Here is a 23,621-nt window from a genome sequence, read left to right as displayed (position 1 = left end):
TATTTTCGGTAACGGTAAAAGTTAACTCGAGGACCAATCGGCATGATTAATTTTCACGGAATCAGCGCACACAATACGGCAGGCCCGCTTCCGGCGGGTTCGGCGCTGATCGATAACTACAATTTCATCGGCTCGTATCTCAACAACAGCGCTTTTGCGGCCGATGTAAAAAACGCGGCCCAATCTCCCTGCGCCACTGAACGCGCAAAAATAATAAATGGCTATGCGAATATCGGCGCCGCGGGTCTGGTCGGCGACGGCACCGGGCTTCACGGCGTGAAGCTGAGTACCGATCATGGATCGATCCAAGCACAAATGGATCGCGACGGCACCCTTTTCAACAAGAAAGGCGTGAGCATCGGCAAAATGAACCCCGATGGCTCGATCGTTCTGAACAAGGCGAACAGCCGGGAAGCCAGCATTCTTTCTGGAACCGAGGATCAGAACACACCGATTCATTCGGTCTTTCAGCTTCTCAGCCCCGCTTGGACGCTCGCCGGGCTGGCAAAATACGCCTTTCACAAACTGTTCGACAAAGAACCGCCTCCCGGACGGCGGATTTTTAATGCCACGGAAATCACGGTGTCGGGCGGCGACCTGCCAGGCACTAGCGCAGACACCCGGGATATCTATGGAACCTTTGCCAATGCGCCGTGGATCGAGCTGGTAGGGAATAACGATGCGTCGCGGGCATTTTAAATTCGCGCGTCGCGGGCAACGATCGGGCGCTTTGCACTGACGTCCGGCCGGCCGGGATACGAACCGCCGAGCGGCATCGCCCACACCGCGCCGCATGCGGGCGCTACCCCGGCGGCCGGAGCCGAACTCGATGCCGACAACAACGCCGGCGCAGCACGCGCCGGCGTCCGATGTGCCCGGTCAGCCAGCACCGGGCACGGCCGCCGCGGCACGCGAGCCGCCCGCCCGCCGGCGCGCCGCGCTCAACGCGGTCATCGAATACAGCGCAACGCTCGACAAGTGGCGCGTATAACTGCCGAGATCCGGTTCGAACAACATCGACACCGCGACATGGCCGATCACGAAGCAGCCGAGCAGCGTCTTCGCGCGCGACGCCTGCGGCTGACCGAGCGCCGGTCCGACGGCCAGCACGATAAAGAGCTGCATTGCCAGTTCCTTGATACCCGGCGAAAACAGCCAAGCGAGATTGAGCCGGCCGAGCGCGTACAGATAGTCTCCGACGAAGCCCGTGAACGACGACGGATCGAGCGGGTTGTAAAAACTCGTGCGCGCACCGTAAGGCGATTGGTAGACGAGATAATCGACCGCCATGTCGCGCGAGTGAAGCAGCGCGACGTAGACGCTGCCCGGCAACAGAAACACGGCGAGCAAAGCTGTCGCGGCCCCGGCCAGCCTCCATTGCAGCGAGCAGTTCCGCCACGCATACGCGCCAAAGCCGATCGCGGCGATCAGCGCGAAATAGCTGCGCACGAGCGCGGCATAGGCGCCGTAGCAGAGGAGCGCCGTCAGCATCGCGCGCCGCGGATTGTCCCGGCGTGCCGCGTGGGCGACGAACAGCGAAATCAGCACGACGAGCGTGTCCTTGCTTGCGACGAACAGATTGAAAAACACGCAAGGCACCGATAGCACCAGCGCCGCCGCCATCAGACCGAGCCGGTTCGCGCGGCACAGCATCGCCCAGATGAAGCAGGCGCCGATCCCGATCACGAGCGCATCGACGAGCGGCCCGAACATCGCATAGAACCTGCCGACCGCGTCGAACGACGTGCCTGCGTAGGTGTCCGCGCCGCCCATCTGCGCCTGGATCTTGTCCGCGTCGCGAAAGATGAATTCCGGCAGCAATGCGCCCGCCTTCGCATACACGAGCGCGTACATCAGCACGTACAGCGCCGCAACCGTGCGCACGACGCCGCGGCTCAATACCGGTCCGCCCATCAGCCATTTACGCAACATGCCGCCCCTCCCGAGCTTCGCCGCGCACGGCATCCAGCGCGGCAGGCCCAGCCTGCGCGTCCCATGCGGCGGCGACGCCGGCGCGCGGTGCCGGCCCGGCCGATCCGGCCGACGCGCAAGGCGCGCGGCGCCGGATCACCCACGCAAGCCAACCCGCTATCGCCACACTCGCGCATAGATGGGCGAGCGCCGCGCCCGTCGCACCGAAACGGCCGATCAGCAACCAGTCGTTCGCAATCGACAGCGCGCCCAGCACCGCCATCCCGGACGCGACCCGCCGCCCTTCGCGCAACGCGACCGCCGCGACCCACGCGATATCAGCGATCGAGCGCACGACGAACGATGCGAGCAAAGCCGCGAGCACGAACGCACCGTCCGGCCCCGGCGTTTCGTGCGCGAGCCGGAAAATCGGCGCGCCGAGCACGGCGATCACCCCGCTCAGCGCGAGCGTCAGCGCGCCGGCGCGGCCGACGAAGCGCATCACGAGCGGCACGAACTTCGCGGGCGCATCCGTTGCCGCGCGGGCCAACACGGGCGCGGCCATCACGACGAGCACCGCATACGATACGGTCTGCACCGAATTGGCGATCGACCAGCCGAACACATAGCGCCCGAGCGCGTCGTGTCCGAGCAGCCGGTCGGCGACGAAACGCTCGCCGTATTGCATCGCCGACAGCAGCACCGCGCCGACGTAAAACGCCGCGCCGTCGCGCCACAGGCGCCCTGCTGCCGCCGCGCCGCGTTTCGCAGGCCCGGCAGGCTCGGCATGCTCGACATGTCCGGCGTGCGGACCGGGCGGTTGCGCCGCGCGTGCAAGCCGCGCGATCGAGGCCCACGCCCAAACGATCACGACGGCGTTCGCGCCAGCCCACATCCACAGCACCGTCTCGATGCGGCCGATCCAGCCGGCGGCGAGCCCCGCGATCGCGAACGCGGGCCAGAGGCCGGTGCGCACGAACATCATCCGGGCGCCGGCGTCGGTGCGGTGCAGCGAGAACACGTAGGAATTCGCTTCAAACGCGTAATGTTCGGCGATCACCACCGCGAGCACGGCCGCGCCCGCCGATGCCGTCGAGGCGCCGAACCACGCATATGCATCGGTACAAAGCGCGCCGGCGGCTGCGACGAGCGCATAAAACGCGGCGTACACGCCGCCGATGCGGCGCGCGTCGCGGATCGCCTCGCGCGGCTCGGCAGCGGCGAGGCGCCGGTTGATCTCGGCGCTGAAGCCGAGCCCGAACAGCTTCGACGCGATCACCGACGCGGCCACCGCGAGCCCATAATCGGCAACCGCGCCGAAACCCAGCACGCGCGCGACGACCAGCGTCAGCGCGAACTTCGCGCCGAGCGCCGACACCCTGAGCAAAAGACGCGTCAACATGCGGCCGCGCGCTCCCGCGTGCGCGGCTGCGACACGCGCGCCGCGTCGCGCAGCGCCGCGACGATGCGCTCGCGTTCAGTGCGGATCGCGCCCACGCGGCGCGCCGCGACCGCCCAGAACCGCTCGATCGCCCCGGCCGCGAAGATGCGCGCGACCACCGGCATCGCCGCAAAATCCGCCGCGTTGACGACCCAGTCGTCGACGCCGAGATCGCCGTATGCGCCGAACCCCTTGCGCTCATAACTCAAATGGAACGCGGGCACGCCGTCGAGAATCGATTCGAGCGCGCCGTGCAGCCGCACCGAAATCACGACGTCCGGCCGGTCGTGCGCGAGCAGATGCCGCAGCGACGGCGGCTGGTCGATGCCGAGCCGCCGGTAATAGGCGGCGTCGTCATTGCCGCGCCCGGTGCTTTGCACGGCGAAGCTCACGCGGCAGCGCGCCTGCAACGCCGCGATCAGCTCGGCGCTGGAGCGCCGGTATCGATCGAGTTGCGCCGCGTTCCAGCTCGGCGCCTCGCGCAGCACCATCGCCACGTGGCCGACCGGCCCCGCCGCCGCGCGCGCGGCCTGCTGCGTCAACGCGCCGCCGCGCGCGCCGAACTCCAGCACCGCGAGATCGGGCGCGCGGCGCGTGTTGGCATTGCCTTTCAAAAACTCGAACGAGCGATCGTCGCGCACGAACACGCTCGAGAATCCGCCGAGCAGGCCGGCCAGATGCTGGCCGAGCGCGCGCGACACGAACTCCGAGCCCGCGTTCGCCGGCCCGATGCTCTGCGGCAGATACACGGCCGGCTTGCCCGAAGCGCGCGCGGCGCGCATTTGCAGGATATGCCCGGCCTCCAGCTTGAGCGCCTCGGTCGCATTGCGCGCACGCAGATAACCGCCGCCCACGCCGACGATCAGATCCACCGAATCGAGCAGCCGTGCAAGCTGCCGCGCGCCGCGCGTGGACGCGCACGCCAGCAGGTTCGCCGACGCGACGACCCGCGTGAAGCCGCGATCGGCAATCACCGGCGCGCCGAGCACGGAGTCGTAATCGGCGAACGAAGCAGGATCGGCCGCGACGATCGTGACGCTGACGTCGTCGCCGAACGCCTCGCGCAGCAGCTTGACGGACAGATCGACGAGCAGGCCGTCGCCCGAATTACGTCTGCTATATGCGTGCAGCAGCGCCACATGCTTGACTCGATTCATCGTGAACCTCCATTGAGAACGTCGTGATACAGCTCGAGAGTGCGCCGCACCATGCCCGAGGCAGAAAAATGCGCGATCGCGCGCGTGCAGTTCGCGGCCATCCGCGCGCGCGCCGCGCCGTCCTCGAACAGCGTGCCGAGCGCGCCCGCCAGCGCGGCCGGATCGTCGACGTTGTCGACGACGATGCCCACGCCGTGGCGGCCGACCACTTCGTCCGCGCCCGCCACCCGCGTCGTGACCACCGGCAAGCGCGCCGCCATTGCTTCGAGATACACGTATGGAAAGCCCTCGTAACGGCTCGGCAGCACGAACGCATCGAACGCCGAGAAGTAGCGCCGCGCATCCTGCACGCGGCCGATCAGCTTGAGATTCGCGCTCAGCGCGGCCGCGCCGCACCCCGCTTGCGCGGCGAAATCGCCGATGCCGATCACCGCGATCTGCAAGCGCGCGCCGTAGCGCTCGTCGAGCCTCGCCGCCGCGGCGACGAGCCGGTCCACGCCCTTCTGAAACGAAAAGCGGCCGACGAAACCCACGGTGAATGCGTCGCCCGCGATGCCGAGCGCCGCGCGCGCGGCCTCGCGGCTCAACAGCGCGAACCCCGGCACGCCATTGTGAATCGTGCGGACCGCGCGCGCCGGAATGCGCAGGCTGCCGGTGGCATGACGCGCCTCGTCGTCGGACACGGCGATCACGCGATCCGTGCGCCACTTTCCGAACAGCGTCTCGATCGAGCCGTACAGCCAGCGCGAGCCCGGCGACAGATACGGATTGAGCGTGTAGAACGCATGCGGCGTATACACGTGCCGCCACGCGCCGATGCATGCGCGCGCCAGCACGCCCGCCTTCGAGCTGTGGCTGTGGACGATATCGGGCTCGATGCGCGCGAGCGCGCGAAACACGTCGACATAGGCGCGCGCGTCGCGCCACGACACCGCGCGCTGCATCGGCACGCGCACGACCGACGTGCAGCGCCGCAAGATGGCGTCATGGAGAATGCTTGTGTCGAAACGTGCGCCCGTCGGGCCAATCAAATGGACCTCGACGCCGGCGGCGGCGAGCCCGTCGATCAAATCGGCGACATGCACGGCCACGCCGCCGCCCGCCGCCTCGACGACGAGCGCCACGCGCAGCCGCCGCCCAGCGCGCCGCGCAATGTGCGCGTGTCCGCGCGCGGGCGCGGCCTGCGCCGCCGCGTCGGCCCGCTCGGCCGCCTCCACATGCAGCCGGCCGCTCATCGCGCGCCTCCGCCCGAGAGCCTGCGTGCGATGCGCCGCAACACGCCCGGCGCCGGCGCGTCGGCGGCGTAGCGATATTCGACATAGCGATAGTGTCCGTAGCGCCCGCCGTAGCGCCCCAACGATGGCGTGAGCCCGTTCATGACGACGCCGTGCGGCCGCAGGCCGCCGTGCGCGAGCCTCTTGAGCGCTTCGCGCAGATCGCCCATCCGGGTCTGCGCCGCGCGCGCGACCAGCAGCACGGCCGACGCATGACGGGCGAGGATCGCCGCATCGGTGGCCGCCAGCATCGGCGGCGCGTCGATCAGCACATAGTCGTAACGCTCGCGCAGCGATGCGATCAATGCGCCGAGCCGCTCGCTGAGCAGCCATTCGCCCGCGTGCGGCAACAGCGCGCCCGTCGCGATGAAATCGACGTTCGGCACGACGCCGCGATGAATGACGTCGTCGCCGTCGAGCCGGCCTTGCAGCACGGTCGACAGGCCGGGTTCGCGGATCACGCCGAAATACTGGTTCAGGTAACCGCGCCGCAAGTCCGCATCGACCACGATCACGCGCTGGCCGCCCGCGCCGAGCACCGCCGCCAGATTGGCTAGCACGAACGACTTGCCCGCGCCCGGCTCGGCGCCCGTCATCACGAGCGCGGTGCGCTCGCCGTTGAGCTTGGAGAAACGCAGCGCGGTACGCAGGCTGCGCAGGCTCTCGATGGTCGGATCGTCGGGCGCTGCGCTCGCAAGCAAATGCGTGCCGGCAAGCTTGGCCTGCGCCGCGCGGAAGATCGAGCGCTGCTCGGCCGATAGCGGCACCGTCGCATAGACGTCCAGCCCGAGCGCGCGCTCGATCTCGTCGGGCGAATTCACGCCGCCGAACAGCAGATCGCGTGCGAACGCCAGCACCACGCCCAGCACGAGCGCGCCAAGCGCCGCGCCCGCGATCACGAGCGGCCGGTTCGGCTTGACCGGCTCCTGCGGCACGATCGGCATATCGACGACCCGCACGCTGCCGACCTTGCCCGCCTTGACGAGCTGAAGCTGCTGCGTGTTGTTCAGCAGCGCCGTGTAGAGATCGGTGTTGACGCGCACGTCGAGCATCAGCCGCGCGGCTTCCTGCTGCAAATCCGGCAGGCGCTTGATTTGCGCGTCGAAGCCGCCCGCCTGTGCGTCGAGCGTCGCGATCTGCCGGTCGATCGCGACGAGGCTCGGGTGCGCGGAATTGAAACGCGTCGCCAGTTCGTCGCGCTTTTGCTGGAGCAGCAGCCGTTGCGTCTGCGCCTGCGCGCTCTGCTGCAGCGCGAGGCGCGCTTCTTCCGGCAGATCGACCGTGCCGTTCGCGTTGCGCATCTTCGTGTAGCGCGCCTCGGAGCGGTCGAGCTGCGCCTTGAGCAGCGGAAGCTGATCGTTCAGGAAGGCGAGCGACTGGGCCGCGTCGGCGGATTTGCGTTCGATGTTCTGCCGCACGTATTGCTCGCCGATCTCGTGCAGCAGCGCACTCACGCGCACCGGGTCGTCGCCCGCGAGCGTCGCGATGACGACGCCGGATTGCTTGATCTTTTCCTGCACGTCCAAACGGGTCTGCACGTCGTCGATCGTCTGCGCGCGCGAGTTGCGAATCAGCGTGAAGCGCGTGCCGGGCTGCGCATCGAAGCGTTCGACCTTCAGCACCGCGGCGCCGTAGCGCGTCGGCACGCTCGTCAGTTCGCCGACGCGGCCGCGCACCGGCTGCGCCAGATCGTCGCCCGTGAGCGTCCACGCGCCGCCCGGCTCCACGCTCAGCGCGAACGTGTCGCCTTCGGCGTCCTTCGGCACGTCGAAGCGCTCGATCGCCGCCTGCTCGCCGCCCCACGCGTAGCCGCCGAGCCCGAACACGCCCGGTGCCGTCACGCCGCTGTTCAGCCGCGACACGAAATCGCCGATCACGGGAAAGCGCTTCGGCTTGACGTCGATGTAAAAGCGCAGCCGGTCCACCGCGCGCGTGACCACGAGCCGCGATCCGACGATCTGCGCCTCGGCCGCCGCCGACGATTTCACGTCGAACAGCGACGACACGTCGCCGAGCAGGCTCTTGGCGGCCGACGTATCGGGGCTGTCCTCGATCTGGATCATCATGTCGGCCTGATACTTGGGATGCGCGAGAAAGGCATAGGCGGTGCCGAGCAGCAGGCCGAGCACGGTGATCACGGCGATCGACCAGCGATGCGCGAGCAGGATGTCGAGCACGCCGACCAGATCGAGTTCGTCGCGCGCGTCGTGACTGTCGTGGCGGGTCTCTGGAATGGATGACATAAGTGGATCGATTAATCGGTTCGTTCGGTTCGTTCGATGCGAAAGCGTGACGATGAAACGCGATGCCAGCGCGCGTCACGTGACGCGCAACGCGCCGGCATCGAGCGCGGCGATGCGCGCGCGCCACGCATCGGCGCAGCGGCCAAGCCGCGCGAGGCAGGTGTCGAAGCCGCTGCGCGGGCCGCCGTGCGGATCGGCGATATCGGGCGGGCCGCCGTCGAACAGCGCGAAGCGAAACGTGCGGCCACGTGCATACGGATGGCGTGATTCGATGAAGCGCTGCTGCCGCGCGTCCATCACCAGGATCAGATCCGCGCGCATGCATTGCAGCGAGCCGAGCTGCGTGGCGCGGTGCGCGGACAGATCGAGCCCGAGCCCGCGCGCGGCCTCGCGCATCTGCGGGTCGGCGCCCGCGCCGGCCAACGCGCGCACGCCCGCCGACGCGATGTCCACGTCCGGCAGCGCGCGTGCGAGCAGCGCGGCCGCGGCCGGGCTGCGGCAAATGTTCGCGTGACAGACGACGAGTACGGCTGCGATCATCATCAGCCTCCCGATGCGCGCTGGATGTTGTACGCGGCCGCCGTGCCGCCGACGAGTTGCGAGATCACGCGGTTCCAGCGCACCACGCCGGCCGCGTCGACGAACACCACGTCGTCGGGCTCAAGCTCGACGCGTTGCGCCAGCGCCATCGCCTGCGGCGAGCGCGCGTCGAAATGGAATACCTGGGCCTGCGCGCTCGGCTGCCCCGCATCGGCATGGCCGCGAGCCGCGTCGGCGCCCGCTCGTGCGGCCACGGCCGCGGCCGCACGAGCCTGACGAACCAGATAAATGCGCGACGGATCGCTCGTCACCTGATTGATCTGCGCCGCGCCGAGCGCCTGCGACAATGTGAGCCGCCCGTCCGAGCGCAACGGCAGCGGCCCCGGCTTGAGCACCTCTCCCATCACGAACACGCTGTAATCGCGTGCGGGCGGCACGCGCAGTTCGTCGCCGTCCTGCAGCACGATGCGCGTCGCGTCAAGGCCGCTTTCGGTCAGGCGCGGCAAGTCGATCCGGTAGCGACGGCCGCCGCGCGTGAGCGCGATATGGCTCGCGTCGCCGCTGTCGAGCACCCCCGACGCCTCGTTGAGCGCGTTCGCGAGCGTCATCGGCACGTCGGTGATCGGTTTCACGCCCGGCGAGCGGACTTCGCCGTTGACGTACACCTTCTTGCTGCGAAAACCGACCACGCGCAGGGAAACCTGCGCATCGCGGATATACGGCTGTAGCGCGCGCGCCAACCGCTGCTGTGCGTCCGCTTCGCTCAGACCCGCGACCTCGAGCCGCTTCACATAGGGAAACTGAATGTAGCCGTCGGCACTGACCAGGTAGCCCGGCACGCTCTGGCCCGCCATCCCCGCGCTCGGCGGCTGCGCACCGGCCGTCGAGCCGACGTCGTAGGTCAAATTCGGCATCACGAGTTCCGGATGGTCCCAGACGATGATCGACAGCACGTCGGCCGGACCGATCCGGTATGCATGGCGCGCACTGGCGCGGGCCAGCGCGGCGACGTCGGCGGCATCGTCATGATCGGCCCGCTCGGCGGCATCGGCGCGCTTGGCGATCGCGCCGCCGGCGCGAGGCTTGCGCGCATCGTTGAGCGCATCGATCTGCCGGCTGTCCAGCTCGATCACCGGCACATCGGCCACGGCGAGCGGCGCGCGCTCGACAAAACTCATGCCCGGCGCAAGCACGCCGCAGCCGGCAAGAAGGAACGCAAGCGACAGCATGCACAACACGAATCGCCCGCGCGGGCGGGCAAGGACGAAAGACTGCATGGGCTCTTTTCAATCGGAGTCGACGAATATCCGCGCGGCCGGCAAACCGCACGGGGCATCAGATGCCGCAGGGCCGATCCGTGCGGATCGGCGCGCAACGGCCAATGGTCCGGCCGGCGCGCTCAATAGGCCGCCGGGCCGGTAAATCCTCGCAACAGCGTGAGAAACACGATCTTCAGGTCGAACCAGAAATTCCAATGGCGGATGTAGTACAGATCGAACTCGACGCGCCGCTCCATCTTGTCGACCCGGTCCGTCTCGCCGCGAAAACCGTTCACCTGCGCCCAGCCGGTAATGCCGGGCTTGATCCGGTAGCGATACATGTAGTTGCGCACCAGGTTCTTGTAGAGCTCGTCGTGCTCGGTCGCATGCGGCCTCGGGCCGACCACCGACATCTCGCCCTTGAGCACGTTGATGAACTGCGGCAGCTCGTCGAGGCTCGTGCGCCGCAGAAACGCGCCGATTTTCGTGATCCGCGGATCGCCCTTCGTCGCCTGCGTGACGCGGCCCGGCTCGTCCGCGTGCAGCCGCATCGAGCGGAACTTGTAGATACGGAAATCCCGGCCGTCGACGCCCATGCGGCGCTGCCGGAAAAACACCGGGCCCGGCGACGACAGCTTCACCGCGCACGCGATCGCTGCGAGCAGCGGCGCGCACGCGATGAGCACGGCGAGCGCGAACAGCCGGTCGAACACCGCCTTGGGCAGCCGCTGCCAGTCGCGCAGCGGCGACGTGACGACGTTGATCACCGGCAGCCCGAGCAGCTCGGTCACGCCGCCGTTGGCAAACGGCAGGCGATCGAGTTCGGGAATGAAGCGGATATCGATGAAGTCGTTGCGCAGCGCATCGACGAACGGCTCGATCAACGGCGTCTCGCCCGGCTGCGCGACGATCCACAGTTCGCGCACGCGCTGGCGGCGCAGCGTATCGAGAAACGGTTCGAGCCGCCCGACTACCGGCACGCCGAACACCTCGGTACGCTCGACGCATTGCGCATCGAACACGATCACCGGGCGAAAACCCGGCTGCGCGCCCAGCGCGATGCGCTTCACGATGTGCCGCCCTTCGGCGCGGCCGGCAGCGATCGCGATCGGCTTGCCATGGCGCCCGGACGCGCGCACGCTCGACAAGCGGCGCACCGCGATGCGGGCCGCCACGAGCGCGAGCGCGGCGAGCACCGACCAGCCGGCGAACCACTGCCGCGGCACCGCCGATGCGCCGCCGAGCGCGGCGACCACCGCGAACGTCAACGTCTGCGCGAGCGTCCACGCGGCCAGCACGCGGACGACGAGCGCCGCGAGCGGCTGCTCGCGCCAAGCGCGATAAACCGAAAACCACGGAAACACGGCGAGCACGAGCGCGGCGTCGAGGCAGACGGCCGCAAACCGCATGTCGCCGGCGGCGGCGAACGCATCGTTGCCGGACGGCGCGCCGAGCGCCGCCGTGACGACGAGCAACACGTCGATCAACTGAAAGAGCGAGGGCATCATCGCGCCCTCCCGTCAGTCGTCGCGACAAACCGCGCGGCAACAGCCGCCCCTGCCCCACTGGCACTGATGATGTCAAACATCGAATCCTCGCTTACGAAAGTGGCGAATGTCGTGGCGTTGGGGAGTGATCAGCCCGCTGTCAGCCAGCGTGCGGCTGCCCGGTATTCGGTCGGCGACATCGACAGGCGCCGCCGGAACACCTTGGCAAGGCGCTCGCCGTTGCCGAGGCCCGCGCGGCGCGCGATCTTGTCGACGGGCAGATCCGACTCGGTCAGCAACGAGCAAGCCCGTTCGATGCGGGCTTGCAGCAGGTATTCAGACGGCGTCACGCCCATTTCGAGCTTGAAACGCCGCAGGAAATTGCGCTCGCTCATCGCGATGTCCTGCGCGACATCGGCGATCGAGATGGTCTGGTCGCACTGCTCGGCGAGCCGCTGCGCGACCTCACGGATCAACTCGCCGGCGCGCTTGATCGCGCGGTCGTGCACGTCGGCGCGCGGTTCGGCCGGCTCGTCGGGCTCGGGACCGCGCGCAAGCGGCTGCAACGCGTCGGAGGAAAAACCGAACGCGCCGGACGCGAGGCTCGCCGACGACAAGCGCCGCAACGGCAAACTGGCGAGCGCGGGCTGCGCGCGCGGCGGCAGCATGCACGCATCCCGCTCGGCTGCGGCGATAATCTCGCCGCCATCGCGGCGCATCGAGTACACCTGCACTTCACCGCTGCGCGCCGCATCGTGCAGCCATAGATGCAGCGCATCGTCGAGCGTCGCGGCCGGCGCGCCCGCGCCACCCGCGACCAGCACCATGTGAAATTCACCGCCGCTATGCAAACCGATGCTTTCGGTCCAGATCTGCACGCCCGACATCGACGTCACGCAGCCGCCGGCACTCGATAGCATCGTGAGCGCATAGCGCTCGACACTTCCGACAAAAGCGGTTCGCCGCCGATTCTCGCAATCGAGCCATTCCGTTATGCCGCTGACTTCAGTCAGCGAAAACTGATCGAACAGCACGATCCCGATTTGCCGGACGGCCGGCCCTGCGCCGACAGGGCGGCATGGGCGGCGTTGCTGATGACGGCGCATATCGTTTAGGCGACTCATGTCGAAAGTCCAATAACCAAGGTTTTCAACTCAAATCAGAGTTTAGTCGCGCACATTATCTCGATTAAACAAAATGAAATGTAAGGACAATTGTAAGAATGTCTGAATTCACCAGGAGATTGGCGGATTCAACCAAAACCGAACGCTTATTATTCATCTCATCAGTCCAATCAATATATCGATCGAATGAATAAGATAAGCTCTCGGTTTATCGATTATTCAGCCATGCACTTGCTTGACCAAGTCGACTTCAGTTTGAATGTATCAGCCGTTATTTCACTTATTTATCATGTACTTTTACGGGATGCGCATTCGAATGCCAATGATCATTTGGCGTGAACGATTCACGGCGCTCGCGGACCGGTTGCCTGCATGCGTTCGCGGGCAGCGCATCACCGCGGGCGATCTGGTCCGCCTGCGCTCCGGCGGCATAGCGATGACGGCGATCTGGGCCGGGCGCGTCGCCTTTGCGCCCGGGCGCTGGGTTTGCGCTCAGTGGTTCGACGCAAACGGCGAATTGAAGCAGGAATTTTTCCCGCAGCGCGCCCTTCGGCGCATGGCGCGCCGAGACGCTACCTAAGCGACGGCCAATGCGCGCCGCTCAGGCTTCCTGAATAGCCGAATTTCGATCATCCCATGATCAATGCCATTCGAATTGATTGAATGGCATGCCGGCATCGGCATTCGCCATTTCTGAAATCACAATCCACTCGTTCATCCGTTGAATGCCCCATTACTGACACACGGACGAACTGCGATCTGATATTTCAGGTGGCCGCCGGAACAGCGGATATATCAAATGAAGATCGAAGGGGCGCCGAGATTGTAACAATTAGTTTCGAGTTTCAATCGGCAAGCCGCATTCGGAAGACTGTATTGATCACGGCAGACTGGAATTCTCGTTACCGTGTATTTTCAGAAGTGCCGCACAGCGGCAGCTATTACCCGAATGCGGTTATTATTCGGCAATAAATACCTTCCGATATTGATCGGCATCACGAACTTTCGGCCCCAAAAAGAAGACGGCCGGATAACGTTCCGGCCGTCTTCTTCTCGCCGCCGAACGCGGGCGACGCCCCCGCATTCGATGCGGCCGGCGCACCGCCCGCCGGCGGCGCGCGAGGTGCGTCTACGCGATTTCGAACAGCCCGGCGGCACCTTGCCCGCCGCCGATGCACATCGTCACGACGACGTATTTCGCGCCGCGCCGCTTGCCTTCGATCAGCGCGTGGCCCGTCATCCGCGCGCCCGAGACGCCATACGGATGGCCCACCGCAATCGCGCCGCCGTTGACGTTGAGACGATCGTCGGGAATGCCGAGCGTGTCGCGGCAATACAGCACCTGCACCGCGAATGCCTCGTTCAACTCCCACAGATCGATGTCGGACACCTTGAGGCCCGCTTGCTTCAACAGCTTGGGCACCGCGAACACCGGGCCGATACCCATCTCGTCGGGCTCACAACCCGCGACCGCGAAACCGCGGAAGATCCCGAGCGGCGCCAGCCCCTCGCGCTCGGCCACCTTCGCGTTCATCACGACGCACGCCGCCGCGCCGTCGGAGAATTGGCTCGCATTGCCCGCGGTGATCACGCCGCCCGGCAGCGCCGAACGGATTTTCGATACGCCTTCGAGCGTCGTATCCGGCCGGATGCCCTCGTCGGCCGCGACCGTCAGCTCCTGGGTGGCCAAACGCCCCGTCGCCTTGTCGGCGACGCCCGCGCGCACCGTGATCGGCACGATCTCGGCGTCGAAGCGGCCCGCGTCGCGGGCGGCGCTCGCGCGCAACTGCGAATTCACGCCGTATTCGTCCTGACGCTCCTTCGCGATGTTGTAGCGCTTCGCGACGTTCTCGGCCGTCTGCAGCATCGTCCAGTAGATCTCCGGCTTATGCTCGGCAAGCCAACCCTCCTGGATCATGTGCCGGTTCATCTCGTTCTGCACGCACGAGATCGATTCGACACCGCCCGCGACGAACACGTCGCCCTCGCCCGCAATCACCCGCTGCGCGGCCAGCGCAATCGTTTGCAATCCGGACGAACAAAAGCGGTTCACGGTCATGCCGGGCACGCTCACCGGCAGCCCCGCGCGCAGCGCGATTTGCCGCGCGATGTTCGCGCCGGTCGCGCCCTCGGGGTTGGCGCAGCCGATCAGCACGTCCTCGACGCGCGCGGGATCGAGCTTCGCGCGCGCCACCGCGGCCGCCACCACGTGGCCGCCGAGCGTCGCGCCATGCGTCATGTTGAATGCGCCGCGCCAGGATTTTGCAAGCCCGGTGCGGGCGGTCGATACGATAACGGCTTCAGTCATCCGAGTCTCCAGTGTCGGCGGCAGCCAGTGCTTCAGCGCTTGGGCCCGCCCCATGCCGTGGCAGGCGACAGCTCGCACCCGCCCGGCTTCCATTAAAAAAGTCTAAACCTGTGCCCACCGGTCCCACGTCGCCGCGCTACGGCCGCACGTCGCCCGAGCGCACCCGCGCGACGCCCGCCGACGCCAACGACGCCCAAGCGCGATCGAGCGAGCCGTCGAGATCGATCGCACGGCACGCGTCCTCGATGACGAATGCATCGAAGCCGGCCGCGCGTGCATCGAGTGCGGACCAGGCGACGCAATAATCGGTCGCGAGCCCGCAACACCAGACCCGCTTCGCGCCCAGCTCGCGCAAGAAGCCTGCCAGCCCCGTGCGCGACTGGCGATCCGCCTCGACGAACGCCGAGTAGCTGTCCACGCGCGCGTCGCCGCCCTTGCGGATCACGAGCCGCGCATGCGGCACGTCCAGATCGCGATGCAAGGCCGCCCCTTCGGTGCCCTGCACGCAGTGCACGGGCCAAAGCGTCTGCTCGCCATACGGCAGCGCGATCGTCGAAAACGGCGCCCGGCCCGGATGGCGCTGCGCGAACGACACATGATCGCGCGGGTGCCAATCCTGCGTCAGCACGACCTGCTCGAAGCGCGCGGCGAGCCGGTTGATCACCGGCACGATTTCATCGCCGTGCGCAACCGCGAGCGGGCCGCCCGGCATGAAATCGTTCTGCACGTCGATCACGAGCAGTACATCGTCGGTGGGTTGCATCGTGGTGCTCCTTCGCGGCGCGGCGCCGGCCGGCGCCGCGTGGCGTCATGCGTTGAAGCCGCGCCCGCTGTTGGCGAGTTCGACGATCGACGGCGCGATCTGCCACGCGCTGCCGTTCGGCCCTTGCGCATAACGGCGTATCGCGCGCTCGACGTTGTAGAGGCCGACCGTGTCGGCGTACAGCATCGGGCCGCCGCGCCACAGCGGAAAGCCGTAGCCGGTCAGATAGACCATATCGATATCGGAGGCCTTCGACGCGATCTTCTCCTCGAGAATCTTCGCCCCTTCGTTGACAAGCGCGTAGACGAGCCGCTCGACGATCTCGTCGTCGCCGATCCGGCGGCGCGCGACGCCCTGCTCGGCCGAGAACGCGACGATCATGTCGTCGACGAGCTTCGACGGCTTGGCCTTGCGCTCGCCCGGCGCGTAGTCGTACCAGCCCGCGCCCGTCTTCTGGCCGAAGCGGCCCTGCTCGCAAAGGCGGTCGGCGATTTTCGAGTAATGCAGATCCGGCTGCTCGACGTAGCGGCGTTTGCGGATCGCCCAGCCGATGTCGTTGCCGGCCAGATCGCTCATCCGGAACGGCCCCATCGCGAAGCCGAACTGCTCGATCGCGCGATCGATCTGCGCGGGCAGCGCGCCTTCCTCGAGCATGAAAAGCGCCTGGCGCACGTATTGCTCGATCATCCGGTTGCCGATGAAGCCGTCGCACACGCCCGCGACCACCGCCGTCTTGCGGATCTTCTTCGCGACCTGCATCACCGTGGCGAGCACGTCGTGCGCGCTCGCGCTGCCGCGCACGACTTCGAGCAGCTTCATCACATTGGCCGGGCTGAAAAAATGCAGCCCGACGACGTCCTGCGGCCGCTTCGTGAAGCCGGCGATCTTGTTGACGTCGAGCGTCGACGTGTTCGACGCGAGAATCGCCCCCGGCTTCGCGACTTCGTCGAGCTTGCGGAACACCTGCTCCTTCACGCCGAGTTCCTCGAACACCGCCTCGATCACGAGATCGGCTTCCTTCAGATCGTCATACGACAGCGTCGGCTTGATGAGCGCCATGCGCGCTTCGAGCTTGTCCTGCGCGAGCTTGCCTTTCTTCACCTGCGCGTCGTAATTCCTGCGGATCGTCGCAAGCCCGCGATCGAGCGCTTCCTGCGTCGTTTCGAGCAGCGTGACGGGCACGCCCGCGTTCAGGAAATTCATCGTGATTCCGCCGCCCATCGTGCCCGCGCCGATCACCGCGACCGTCTTGATCTCGCGCGCCGGCGTATCGGCCGGCACGTCGGGAATCTTGCTCGCCGCGCGCTCGCCGAAGAAAGCGTGCCGCAGCGCGCGGCTCTCGGGCGTCTGCACCAGCGCGATGAAGCATTCGCGCTCGAATGCGAGCCCCTTGTCGAAGCCGTGCAACACGCCCGCCTCGATCGCGTCGATGCATTTGTGCGGCGCCGGGTAGTGCTGCGCGAGCGCCTTCACGCTGTTGCGCGCGAACTGGATGAAGCCTGCCGCGTTCTCGTGCGCGATCGCGCGATCGCGCACGCGCGGATGCGGGCCGCTTGCCGCGCCCACCTTGCGCGCGAACGCGAGCGCCGCGTCGAGCAAATCGCCGTCGGCAAGCTCGTCGAAAAGGCCGCTTTTCGCAAGCTGCTCGGACGGCACGCTCGCGCCCGACACGATCATGTTGAGCGCGGTTTCGAGCCCCACCGCGCGCGGCAGCCGCTGCGTGCCGCCCGCGCCCGGCAACAGCCCGAGCTTCACCTCGGGCAGCGCGATCTGCGCGCCGCTCGACGCAATCCGGTAATGCGCGCCGAGCGCGAGTTCCAGGCCGCCGCCCATCGCGACGCCGTGAATCGCGACGACGACCGGCTTCGCGCTCGATTCCACCGCGTCGATCACGGTATGCAGCGTCGGTTCCTGCAGCGCCTTCGGTGTGTTGAATTCGGTGATGTCCGCGCCGCCGGAGAACGCGCGGCCCGCGCCCGTGAGCACGATCGCCGTCACCGACGGGTCGCGCTGCGCGCGCTCGAGCCCCTCGACGACGCCCAGCCGCGTCGCCAGCCCCAGCCCGTTGACGGGCGGATGGTTGAGCGTGATGACGGCGACGCCGTCACGAGTCGTGTAGTCCACTGCCATCTGCGTGCCTCCAAGGGTATCTATCTGCGCGGCAGGCGCGGTGTCGGCCCGTTGTCCGCCGGCGGCCGGACGGCCGCGTCATCGATGCAAGCGGCGCAACCGGTGCGCCGTTTTCCCGGTTACGGGAATGCGCAAGCAGCATACATCAAAAAAGAACGATCGTTCAATTTAGTGCGGACCCTGCCGCTCCGGCCTGAAACCACAGGCGATGCGCGCGCCGATGGCACATCGATCCGCAGCAACGTGCGGCGCGCGCGGCCGCGTTGCCGCGGGTTTCACGCGACCGTCCGGCGTGGCCGTGGACTGGATTGCCGGCACGATCCGCGCTGTCCGGGCCCGCTGAATCGCCCGAATCGCCGGAATCACCGATGCGGCCGCTCACGCGTCGCGCGCCGTCGGCAAAATGTAATCGCGGAACTGCTCGCGCAGCTTGAGCTTCTGCAGCTTGCCGGTGGCCGTATGCGGCAGCGCGGCGACGAAGGCGACGTCATCGGGAATCCACCATTTCGCGACCTTATCCCGATAAAACGCGAGCAATTCGTCACGCGTGACGTCCATCCCCTCGCGTTTGACGGCGACCAGAAGCGGCCTCTCAGTCCATTTCGGATGCGCGCACGCGATGCACGCGGCCTCGGCGATGGCCGGATGCGCGATCGCGACGTTTTCGATCTCGATCGAGCTGATCCATTCGCCGCCTGACTTGATCACGTCCTTACTGCGATCGGTGATCTGCATGAAGCCGTCGGCGTCGATCGTCGCGACATCGCCCGTCGGAAACCAGCCGTCGACGAGCGGCGACGCATCGCCGCCGAAATAGCGGTCGATCACCCACGGGCCGCGCACCTGCAAGTCGCCGAACGCCACGCCGTCCCACGGCAATTCGCGGCCGTCGTCGCCGACGATGCGCATATCGACCCCGAAAATCGCCCGTCCCTGCTTGGCCAGCAGCCGCCGCTGCTCGTCGGCGCCGCGTCGCGACTGCGCCCAGTTCAGCGCCGCGAGCGTGCCGAGCGGCGACATCTCGGTCATGCCCCACGCATGGATCACCCGCACGCCGTAGTCGTCCTCGAACGCGCGCTGCATCGCCGGCGGGCACGCGGAGCCGCCGATCACCGTGCGTCTGAGCGTCGAGAACCGCGCGTTCGCTTCGCGCACGTGATTGAGCAAGCCCAGCCAGACCGTCGGCACGCCCGCGGAAAACGTCACGTGCTCGGCCTCCATCAGTTCGTACAGCGACTTGCCGTCGAGATCCTTGCCCGGCAGCACCAGCTTCGCGCCGACGAGCGGTGCCGAATACGGCAGGCCCCACGCGTTCACATGGAACATCGGCACGACGGGCAGCACCGCGTCTTGCGCGGACATCGCCATCGAATCCGGCAGCGCCGCGCCATACGCATGCAGCACGGTCGAACGATGCGAATAAAGCGCGCCCTTCGGATGGCCCGTGGTGCCGGACGTATAGCAAAGCGACGACGCCTGCCGCTCGTCGAGCAGCGGCCACGCGTAATCGCCGTCCTCGGCGCCGATCAGCGTTTCGTAGCAGAGATAATGCGTCGCGCCGCGCGGCAGATGCGCTTCGTCGGTCAACGCGATCCAGCCCTTCACGCGCGGGCAGTGCGGCGCGAGCTGATCGACGAGCGGCGCGAAATTCAGGTCGAACAGCACGTACTGGTCGCCGGCGTGATCGATGATGTACGCGATCTGCTCGACGAACAGACGCGGATTGATCATGTGGCAGACCGCGCCCATCCCGCTGATGCCGTAGTACGCCTCGACGTGCCGATAGCCGTTCCACGCGAGCGTGCCGACCCGCTCGCCGCCGCCCACGCCGAGCCGGCCGAGCGCCTGTGCCAGCCGCTTCGCGCGCACCTCGCAGGCGCGGTACGTATAGCGATGGATATCGCCCTCGATGCGCCGCGACACGATCTCGACGTCGCCCGCATGCCGCGCCGCGTGGGCGATCAGCGACGATATCAGCAGCGGCATATCCATCATCCGGCCCGGCAGCGGCGTACTCATCGGGTTGCGTCTCCTGTCGCAGCAAGGGATCGGCGCGCGCGGCAGGCCGCGGCTCAGCCCGCCGCGCACGGGCGGCCAGCGGCCCCGGCGGCGCCGACTTACAATATCGGCTAACTTCCGGATCAGCAATATGTCGTTTTCCACCAGCGAGGCCGCACCGGCCGCCCGCCTGCCCGATCTCGCCGCAACGCTCGCCGCCCCGCGCGACGGCGCGTTCGTCGCGCTCGGCGCCGAATTCCTCACGCGGCTGCCCGCCACGCCGCTGCCCGCGCCTTATGTCGTCGGCTTTTCCGACGATACCGCGCGCCTCGTCGGGCTCGATCCCGCGCTCGCCGGCGCGCCCGGCTTCGCCGAGCTGTTCTGCGGCAACCCGACGCGCGACTGGCCCGCCGCGTCGCAGCCCTACGCGTCCGTCTACTCGGGCCACCAGTTCGGCGTCTGGGCCGGCCAGCTCGGCGACGGGCGCGCGCTTACCATCGGCGAGCTCGCGCACGGCGGCCGCCGCTACGAACTGCAACTGAAAGGCGCGGGCCGCACGCCGTATTCGCGCATGGGCGACGGCCGCGCGGTGCTGCGCTCGTCAATCCGCGAATTCCTGTGCTCGGAGGCGATGCATCACCTCGGCATTCCGACAACGCGCGCCCTCGCCGTGGTCGGTTCCGACGCGCCGGTGGTCCGCGAGGAGATCGAAACGGCGGCGGTCGTCACGCGCGTAGCGGAAAGCTTCGTGCGCTTCGGCCATTTCGAGCACTTTTTCGCGAACGATCGCCCCGATTTGCTGCGCGCGCTGGCCGATCACGTGATCGAGCGCTTCTACCCCGCGTGCCGCGACGCGCAGGATCCTTATCTCGCGCTGCTTGCCGAAGCGACGCGGCGCACGGCCGAGCTGGTCGCGCAATGGCAGGCCGTCGGCTTCTGCCACGGCGTGATGAATACCGACAATCTGTCGATCCTGGGCCTGACGATCGACTACGGTCCGTTCGGCTTCATCGACGGGTTCGACGCGAAGCACGTCTGCAATCATTCCGACACGCACGGCCGCTACGCGTACCGGATGCAGCCGCGCATCGCGCACTGGAACTGCTTTTGCCTCGCGCAGGCGCTGCTGCCGCTCATCGGCCTGCATCGCGACGCGCCGAACGACGATGTGCGCGCCGAGCGCGCGGCCGACGACGCGCACGCGGTGCTCAACCGCTTCCCCGAACAATTCGGCCCGGCGCTGGAGCGCGCGATGCGCGCGAAGCTCGGCCTCGAGCACGCCCACGACGACGATGCCGCGCTCGCCAACCAATTGCTCGAAATCATGGACGCGAACCGTGCCGACTTCACGCTGACGTTCCGCCGCCTCGCGCAGCTCTCGAAGCACGAGCCGCGCGCGACACACGGCGAGCACCCCGACGCGCCGGTACGCGACCTATTCGTCGAGCGCGACGCCTTTGACCGCTGGGCGCGCGTCTACCGCGCGCGCCTGGCCCTCGAGCCGCGCGACGACGCCGCGCGGGCAGCCGCGATGAACCGCGCGAATCCGAAATACGTGCTGCGCAACCATCTCGCGGAAACCGCGATCCGCCGCGCCAAGGAGAAGGATTTTTCCGAAGTCGAACGTCTCGCGGCCATACTGCGCCGCCCGTTCGACGAGCAGCCGGAACACGACGCCTATGCCGCGCTGCCGCCCGACTGGGCGAATACGCTATCGGTGAGCTGCTCGTCGTGACGGCCGCCGCCCGCCGGGCCGCGCGCGATGCCGCGCGCGGGTCCGCATGCATCCATCAGGAGAATCGACCCCATGTCAGGAGATCAAGACGACCGGCCCTTCCCGTACCAAAAGGACGACGCCGAGCTGCGCCGCCGGCTCACGCCGCTGCAATACGAGGTCACGCAGCATGCGGCGACCGAGCGCGCGTTCACCGGCGAATACACCGACACCGAAGACGACGGAATCTACCGCTGCGTCGTCTGCGGCACCGCGCTGTTCGAGTCCGGCGCGAAATACCATTCGGGCTGCGGCTGGCCGAGCTACTTCAAGCCGATCAACGGCGAGGTGATCGACGAGAAGATGGATTACACGCACGGGATGGTGCGTGTCGAAGTGCGCTGCAACCATTGCGGCGCGCATCTTGGCCACGTGTTCGAGGACGGCCCGCGCGACAAAACCGGCCTACGGTACTGCATCAACTCGGCTGCGTTAAACTTCGAGCCTAAACCCGGGCGGAAATGAATCCGCGCGGGCGTCCCTGTAACGGTGGCGGGCGCCGCGCGCCCGCCACGCAGCCGCGAGCGCCATGAAATTTCTGTTCGACCTGTTCCCGATCATCCTGTTCTTCGCCGCCTTCAAGCTATGGGGCATCTTCACGGCAACCGCCGTCGCGATCGTCGCCACGCTCGCGCAAGTGGCATGGGTCGCGTTCCGCCACCGGAAAGTCGACACGATGCTGTGGGTGAGCCTCGGCGTGATCGTCGTGTTCGGCGGCGCGACGCTCGTGCTGCATGACGAGAAATTCATCCAATGGAAGCCGACCGTGCTGTACTGGCTGTTCGCCGTCGGCCTCGTCGTCGCGCGCTATGCGTTCGGCAACAATCTGATCGAGAAGATGATGGGCAAGCAGCTCACGCTGCCCTCGCCGGTCTGGGACAAGCTGAACCTCGCCTGGGCCGCGTTCTTCGCCGCGCTCGGCGTCACCAATTTGTACGTCGTGCACAACTTCACCGAATCGCAATGGGTCAACTTCAAGCTGTTCGGCACGACGGGCGCGATCGTCGTGTTCGTCATCGTGCAAAGCCTGTGGCTGGCCAAATATCTGAAGGACGAGTAACGATGAGCGACGCGTTCCTTCAAGCCGCCCCCGCCGAGCGCATCGCGCTGATCGAGGCGCGCCTCGCCGCGGCGCTCGCGCCCGAATCGATCGACGTGCGCGACGACAGCGCGCAGCACGCCGGCCACGCAGGCGCCGCCGCGGGCGGACACTACACGGTGACGATCGTCGCGGCCGCGTTCGAGGGCCGATCGCGCGTCGCCCGGCACCGGCTGGTGTATGATGCGCTCGCCGACGCGATGCAGCGCGGAATTCATGCGCTCGCGATCGTCGCTTACACGCCAGAAGAATATAGAGAGTCTTCCCGTTCCCGTTAAGTCCGTTCGTTCTTTAGGAATTCCCGATGATCCTGAAATCTTCCCGACTGTGGGTCGCGGCAGCCGCTCTCGCAGCCGCTCCGGCCTTTGCCCAGAACATCGCCGTCGTCAACGGCACGCCGATTCCGAAATCGCGCGCGGACGCGATGATCGCGCAGCTCGTCCACCAAGGCCAGCAGGATTCGCCGCAGCTCGAGCAGGCCGTGCGCCAGGAACTCATCAACCGCGAAATCCTGATGCAAGAGGCGATCAAGCGCGGCATTCCGAATCGCCCCGACGTGAAGGCGCAAGTCGCCGTCGCGCAGCAAACCACGGTGCTGCGCGCGATGATCGAGGATTTCCTCAAGCAGAACCAGCCGAGCGACGCCGAGCTGAAGGCACGCTATGACGAACTCGTGAAGAGCGCGGCAGGCCATGAATATCACCTGCACCACATCCTCGTCGACAACGAACAGCAGGCGAAGGACCTGATCGCGAAGATCAAGGGCGGCGCGAAGTTCGAGGATCTCGCGAAGCAGTATTCGAAGGATCCGGGTTCGGCGAAGAACGGCGGCGATCTCGACTGGTCCGATCCGAAGGCTTACGTGCCGGAATTCGCCGCGGCCGCGCAGCAGTTGCAGAAAGGCCAGATGACGGATGCGCCGGTGAAGACGCAGTTCGGCTGGCACATCATTCGCGTCGACGATATCCGCAATATCGCGCCGCCGCCGTTCGAACAGGTCAAGCCGCAGATCGCTCAGCAAATGGTGCAGCAGAAACTGCAGGCGTTCGAGGAAGGTTTGCGTCAGCAGGCGAAGATTCAGTAACGCGGCGACGGCTCGCCGCGGCAACGCAC

General features: G+C 67.1%; 20 protein-coding genes. 7 read left to right on the top strand and 13 right to left on the bottom strand.

Annotation, left to right across the window (positions count from 1 at the left end; genetic code table 11):
• Positions 1-42: 42 nt before the first annotated feature.
• Positions 43-699 (top strand): hypothetical protein, encoded by a 657-nt coding sequence (locus AQ611_RS08865; protein WP_059513329.1) that lies wholly within the window; start codon positions 43-45, stop codon positions 697-699.
• A 180-nt stretch (positions 700-879) separates the two neighbouring features.
• On the opposite strand, the gene AQ611_RS08860 is transcribed toward AQ611_RS08865, so the two are convergent.
• From AQ611_RS08860 to AQ611_RS08820, 9 genes are all read right to left on the bottom strand, one after another.
• A complete protein-coding gene (locus tag AQ611_RS08860) occupies positions 880-1,932 on the bottom strand; it encodes a hypothetical protein (protein ID WP_069235208.1) in 1,053 nt (350 codons plus the stop codon).
• Complete coding sequence (locus tag AQ611_RS08855; RefSeq protein WP_231935785.1) at positions 1,922-3,313, bottom strand: lipopolysaccharide biosynthesis protein; 1,392 nt, start codon at positions 3,311-3,313, stop codon at positions 1,922-1,924. The genes AQ611_RS08860 and AQ611_RS08855 overlap by 11 nt, the downstream gene beginning before the upstream one ends.
• A complete protein-coding gene (locus tag AQ611_RS08850; protein WP_069234264.1) occupies positions 3,307-4,509 on the bottom strand; it encodes a polysaccharide pyruvyl transferase family protein in 1,203 nt (400 codons plus the stop codon). The genes AQ611_RS08855 and AQ611_RS08850 overlap by 7 nt, the downstream gene beginning before the upstream one ends.
• Positions 4,506-5,744, bottom strand: a complete 1,239-nt coding sequence (locus AQ611_RS08845) for a glycosyltransferase (RefSeq protein WP_069234263.1) — start codon at positions 5,742-5,744, stop codon at positions 4,506-4,508. Before AQ611_RS08845 ends, AQ611_RS08850 begins: the two co-directional genes overlap by 4 nt.
• Complete coding sequence (locus AQ611_RS08840) at positions 5,741-8,026, bottom strand: polysaccharide biosynthesis tyrosine autokinase (protein WP_069234262.1); 2,286 nt, start codon at positions 8,024-8,026, stop codon at positions 5,741-5,743. The genes AQ611_RS08845 and AQ611_RS08840 overlap by 4 nt, the downstream gene beginning before the upstream one ends.
• Before the next feature lie 75 nt (positions 8,027-8,101).
• Complete coding sequence (locus AQ611_RS08835) at positions 8,102-8,569, bottom strand: arsenate reductase/protein-tyrosine-phosphatase family protein (protein WP_231935783.1); 468 nt, start codon at positions 8,567-8,569, stop codon at positions 8,102-8,104.
• On the bottom strand, positions 8,569-9,843 hold the full coding sequence (locus tag AQ611_RS08830; protein ID WP_069234261.1) for a polysaccharide biosynthesis/export family protein: 1,275 nt from the start codon (positions 9,841-9,843) through the stop codon (positions 8,569-8,571). The genes AQ611_RS08835 and AQ611_RS08830 overlap by 1 nt, the downstream gene beginning before the upstream one ends.
• Before the next feature lie 122 nt (positions 9,844-9,965).
• A complete protein-coding gene (locus AQ611_RS08825) occupies positions 9,966-11,333 on the bottom strand; it encodes an undecaprenyl-phosphate glucose phosphotransferase (RefSeq protein ID WP_069234260.1) in 1,368 nt (455 codons plus the stop codon).
• Between the two features lie 128 nt (positions 11,334-11,461).
• Positions 11,462-12,418, bottom strand: a complete 957-nt coding sequence (locus AQ611_RS08820) for a helix-turn-helix domain-containing protein (protein ID WP_059513341.1) — start codon at positions 12,416-12,418, stop codon at positions 11,462-11,464.
• Between the two features lie 277 nt (positions 12,419-12,695).
• Between AQ611_RS08820 and AQ611_RS08815 the strand changes: the two genes are divergently transcribed.
• Positions 12,696-13,016, top strand: coding sequence for a YodC family protein (locus tag AQ611_RS08815; RefSeq protein WP_231935779.1), 321 nt, complete (start codon positions 12,696-12,698; stop codon positions 13,014-13,016).
• 549 nt (positions 13,017-13,565) lie between these two features.
• On the opposite strand, the gene AQ611_RS08810 is transcribed toward AQ611_RS08815, so the two are convergent.
• The 4 genes from AQ611_RS08810 to AQ611_RS08795 all read right to left on the bottom strand — a co-directional run bounded on the left by AQ611_RS08810 (position 13,566) and on the right by AQ611_RS08795 (position 19,656).
• Entirely contained in the window at positions 13,566-14,744 is a 1,179-nt protein-coding gene (locus tag AQ611_RS08810) for an acetyl-CoA C-acyltransferase (RefSeq protein WP_069234259.1), read from the bottom strand.
• A 136-nt stretch (positions 14,745-14,880) separates the two neighbouring features.
• Complete coding sequence (gene pncA / locus AQ611_RS08805; protein ID WP_059513550.1) at positions 14,881-15,507, bottom strand: bifunctional nicotinamidase/pyrazinamidase; 627 nt, start codon at positions 15,505-15,507, stop codon at positions 14,881-14,883.
• A 45-nt stretch (positions 15,508-15,552) separates the two neighbouring features.
• Positions 15,553-17,637, bottom strand: coding sequence for a 3-hydroxyacyl-CoA dehydrogenase NAD-binding domain-containing protein (locus AQ611_RS08800; protein ID WP_069234258.1), 2,085 nt, complete (start codon positions 17,635-17,637; stop codon positions 15,553-15,555).
• Positions 17,638-18,015: 378 nt separating this feature from the next.
• A complete protein-coding gene (locus AQ611_RS08795; RefSeq protein ID WP_069234257.1) occupies positions 18,016-19,656 on the bottom strand; it encodes a 3-(methylthio)propionyl-CoA ligase in 1,641 nt (546 codons plus the stop codon).
• A gap of 130 nt (positions 19,657-19,786) precedes the next feature.
• Here AQ611_RS08795 and AQ611_RS08790 point away from each other — a divergent pair, with 130 nt between their 5' ends.
• The 5 genes from AQ611_RS08790 (at position 19,787) to AQ611_RS08770 (ending at position 23,592) form a co-directional block, all read left to right on the top strand.
• On the top strand, positions 19,787-21,370 hold the full coding sequence (locus AQ611_RS08790) for a protein adenylyltransferase SelO (protein WP_069234256.1): 1,584 nt from the start codon (positions 19,787-19,789) through the stop codon (positions 21,368-21,370).
• Between the two features lie 72 nt (positions 21,371-21,442).
• Entirely contained in the window at positions 21,443-21,874 is a 432-nt protein-coding gene (msrB, locus tag AQ611_RS08785) for a peptide-methionine (R)-S-oxide reductase MsrB (protein ID WP_059513351.1), read from the top strand.
• 64 nt (positions 21,875-21,938) lie between these two features.
• Positions 21,939-22,469 carry a septation protein A gene (locus AQ611_RS08780; protein WP_059513353.1) on the top strand — a complete coding sequence of 177 codons (531 nt, stop codon included), beginning with the start codon at positions 21,939-21,941 and terminating at the stop codon, positions 22,467-22,469.
• Positions 22,470-22,471: 2 nt separating this feature from the next.
• On the top strand, positions 22,472-22,786 hold the full coding sequence (locus AQ611_RS08775; RefSeq protein ID WP_059513355.1) for a BolA family protein: 315 nt from the start codon (positions 22,472-22,474) through the stop codon (positions 22,784-22,786).
• Between the two features lie 26 nt (positions 22,787-22,812).
• Positions 22,813-23,592: a peptidylprolyl isomerase gene (locus AQ611_RS08770; protein WP_069234255.1), complete on the top strand. Its 780-nt coding sequence runs from the start codon at positions 22,813-22,815 to the stop codon at positions 23,590-23,592.
• The last annotated feature ends 29 nt before the right edge of the window (positions 23,593-23,621 follow it).

The organism is Burkholderia singularis, assembly GCF_001718875.1.
Classification (GTDB): Bacteria; Pseudomonadota; Gammaproteobacteria; order Burkholderiales; family Burkholderiaceae; genus Burkholderia; species Burkholderia singularis.
This window is presented reverse-complemented; position numbering and strand designations above follow the sequence as displayed.

Coding starts and splice junctions, on each gene's coding strand:
- AQ611_RS08830 (WP_069234261.1), bottom strand. CDS start 9,843: ATGCAGTCTTTCGTCCTTGCCCGCCCGCGCGGGCGATTCGTGTTGTGC.
- AQ611_RS08800 (WP_069234258.1), bottom strand. CDS start 17,637: ATGGCAGTGGACTACACGACTCGTGACGGCGTCGCCGTCATCACGCTC.
- AQ611_RS08820 (WP_059513341.1), bottom strand. CDS start 12,418: ATGCGCCGTCATCAGCAACGCCGCCCATGCCGCCCTGTCGGCGCAGGG.
- AQ611_RS08835 (WP_231935783.1), bottom strand. CDS start 8,569: ATGATGATCGCAGCCGTACTCGTCGTCTGTCACGCGAACATTTGCCGC.
- AQ611_RS08855 (WP_231935785.1), bottom strand. CDS start 3,313: ATGTTGACGCGTCTTTTGCTCAGGGTGTCGGCGCTCGGCGCGAAGTTC.
- AQ611_RS08810 (WP_069234259.1), bottom strand. CDS start 14,744: ATGACTGAAGCCGTTATCGTATCGACCGCCCGCACCGGGCTTGCAAAA.
- AQ611_RS08825 (WP_069234260.1), bottom strand. CDS start 11,333: ATGATGCCCTCGCTCTTTCAGTTGATCGACGTGTTGCTCGTCGTCACG.
- AQ611_RS08790 (WP_069234256.1), top strand. CDS start 19,787: ATGTCGTTTTCCACCAGCGAGGCCGCACCGGCCGCCCGCCTGCCCGAT.
- AQ611_RS08840 (WP_069234262.1), bottom strand. CDS start 8,026: ATGTCATCCATTCCAGAGACCCGCCACGACAGTCACGACGCGCGCGAC.
- AQ611_RS08780 (WP_059513353.1), top strand. CDS start 21,939: ATGAAATTTCTGTTCGACCTGTTCCCGATCATCCTGTTCTTCGCCGCC.
- pncA (WP_059513550.1), bottom strand. CDS start 15,507: ATGCAACCCACCGACGATGTACTGCTCGTGATCGACGTGCAGAACGAT.
- AQ611_RS08860 (WP_069235208.1), bottom strand. CDS start 1,932: ATGTTGCGTAAATGGCTGATGGGCGGACCGGTATTGAGCCGCGGCGTC.
- AQ611_RS08865 (WP_059513329.1), top strand. CDS start 43: ATGATTAATTTTCACGGAATCAGCGCACACAATACGGCAGGCCCGCTT.
- AQ611_RS08795 (WP_069234257.1), bottom strand. CDS start 19,656: ATGAGTACGCCGCTGCCGGGCCGGATGATGGATATGCCGCTGCTGATA.
- AQ611_RS08775 (WP_059513355.1), top strand. CDS start 22,472: ATGAGCGACGCGTTCCTTCAAGCCGCCCCCGCCGAGCGCATCGCGCTG.
- AQ611_RS08845 (WP_069234263.1), bottom strand. CDS start 5,744: ATGAGCGGCCGGCTGCATGTGGAGGCGGCCGAGCGGGCCGACGCGGCG.
- AQ611_RS08770 (WP_069234255.1), top strand. CDS start 22,813: ATGATCCTGAAATCTTCCCGACTGTGGGTCGCGGCAGCCGCTCTCGCA.
- AQ611_RS08815 (WP_231935779.1), top strand. CDS start 12,696: ATGTATCAGCCGTTATTTCACTTATTTATCATGTACTTTTACGGGATG.
- AQ611_RS08850 (WP_069234264.1), bottom strand. CDS start 4,509: ATGAATCGAGTCAAGCATGTGGCGCTGCTGCACGCATATAGCAGACGT.
- msrB (WP_059513351.1), top strand. CDS start 21,443: ATGTCAGGAGATCAAGACGACCGGCCCTTCCCGTACCAAAAGGACGAC.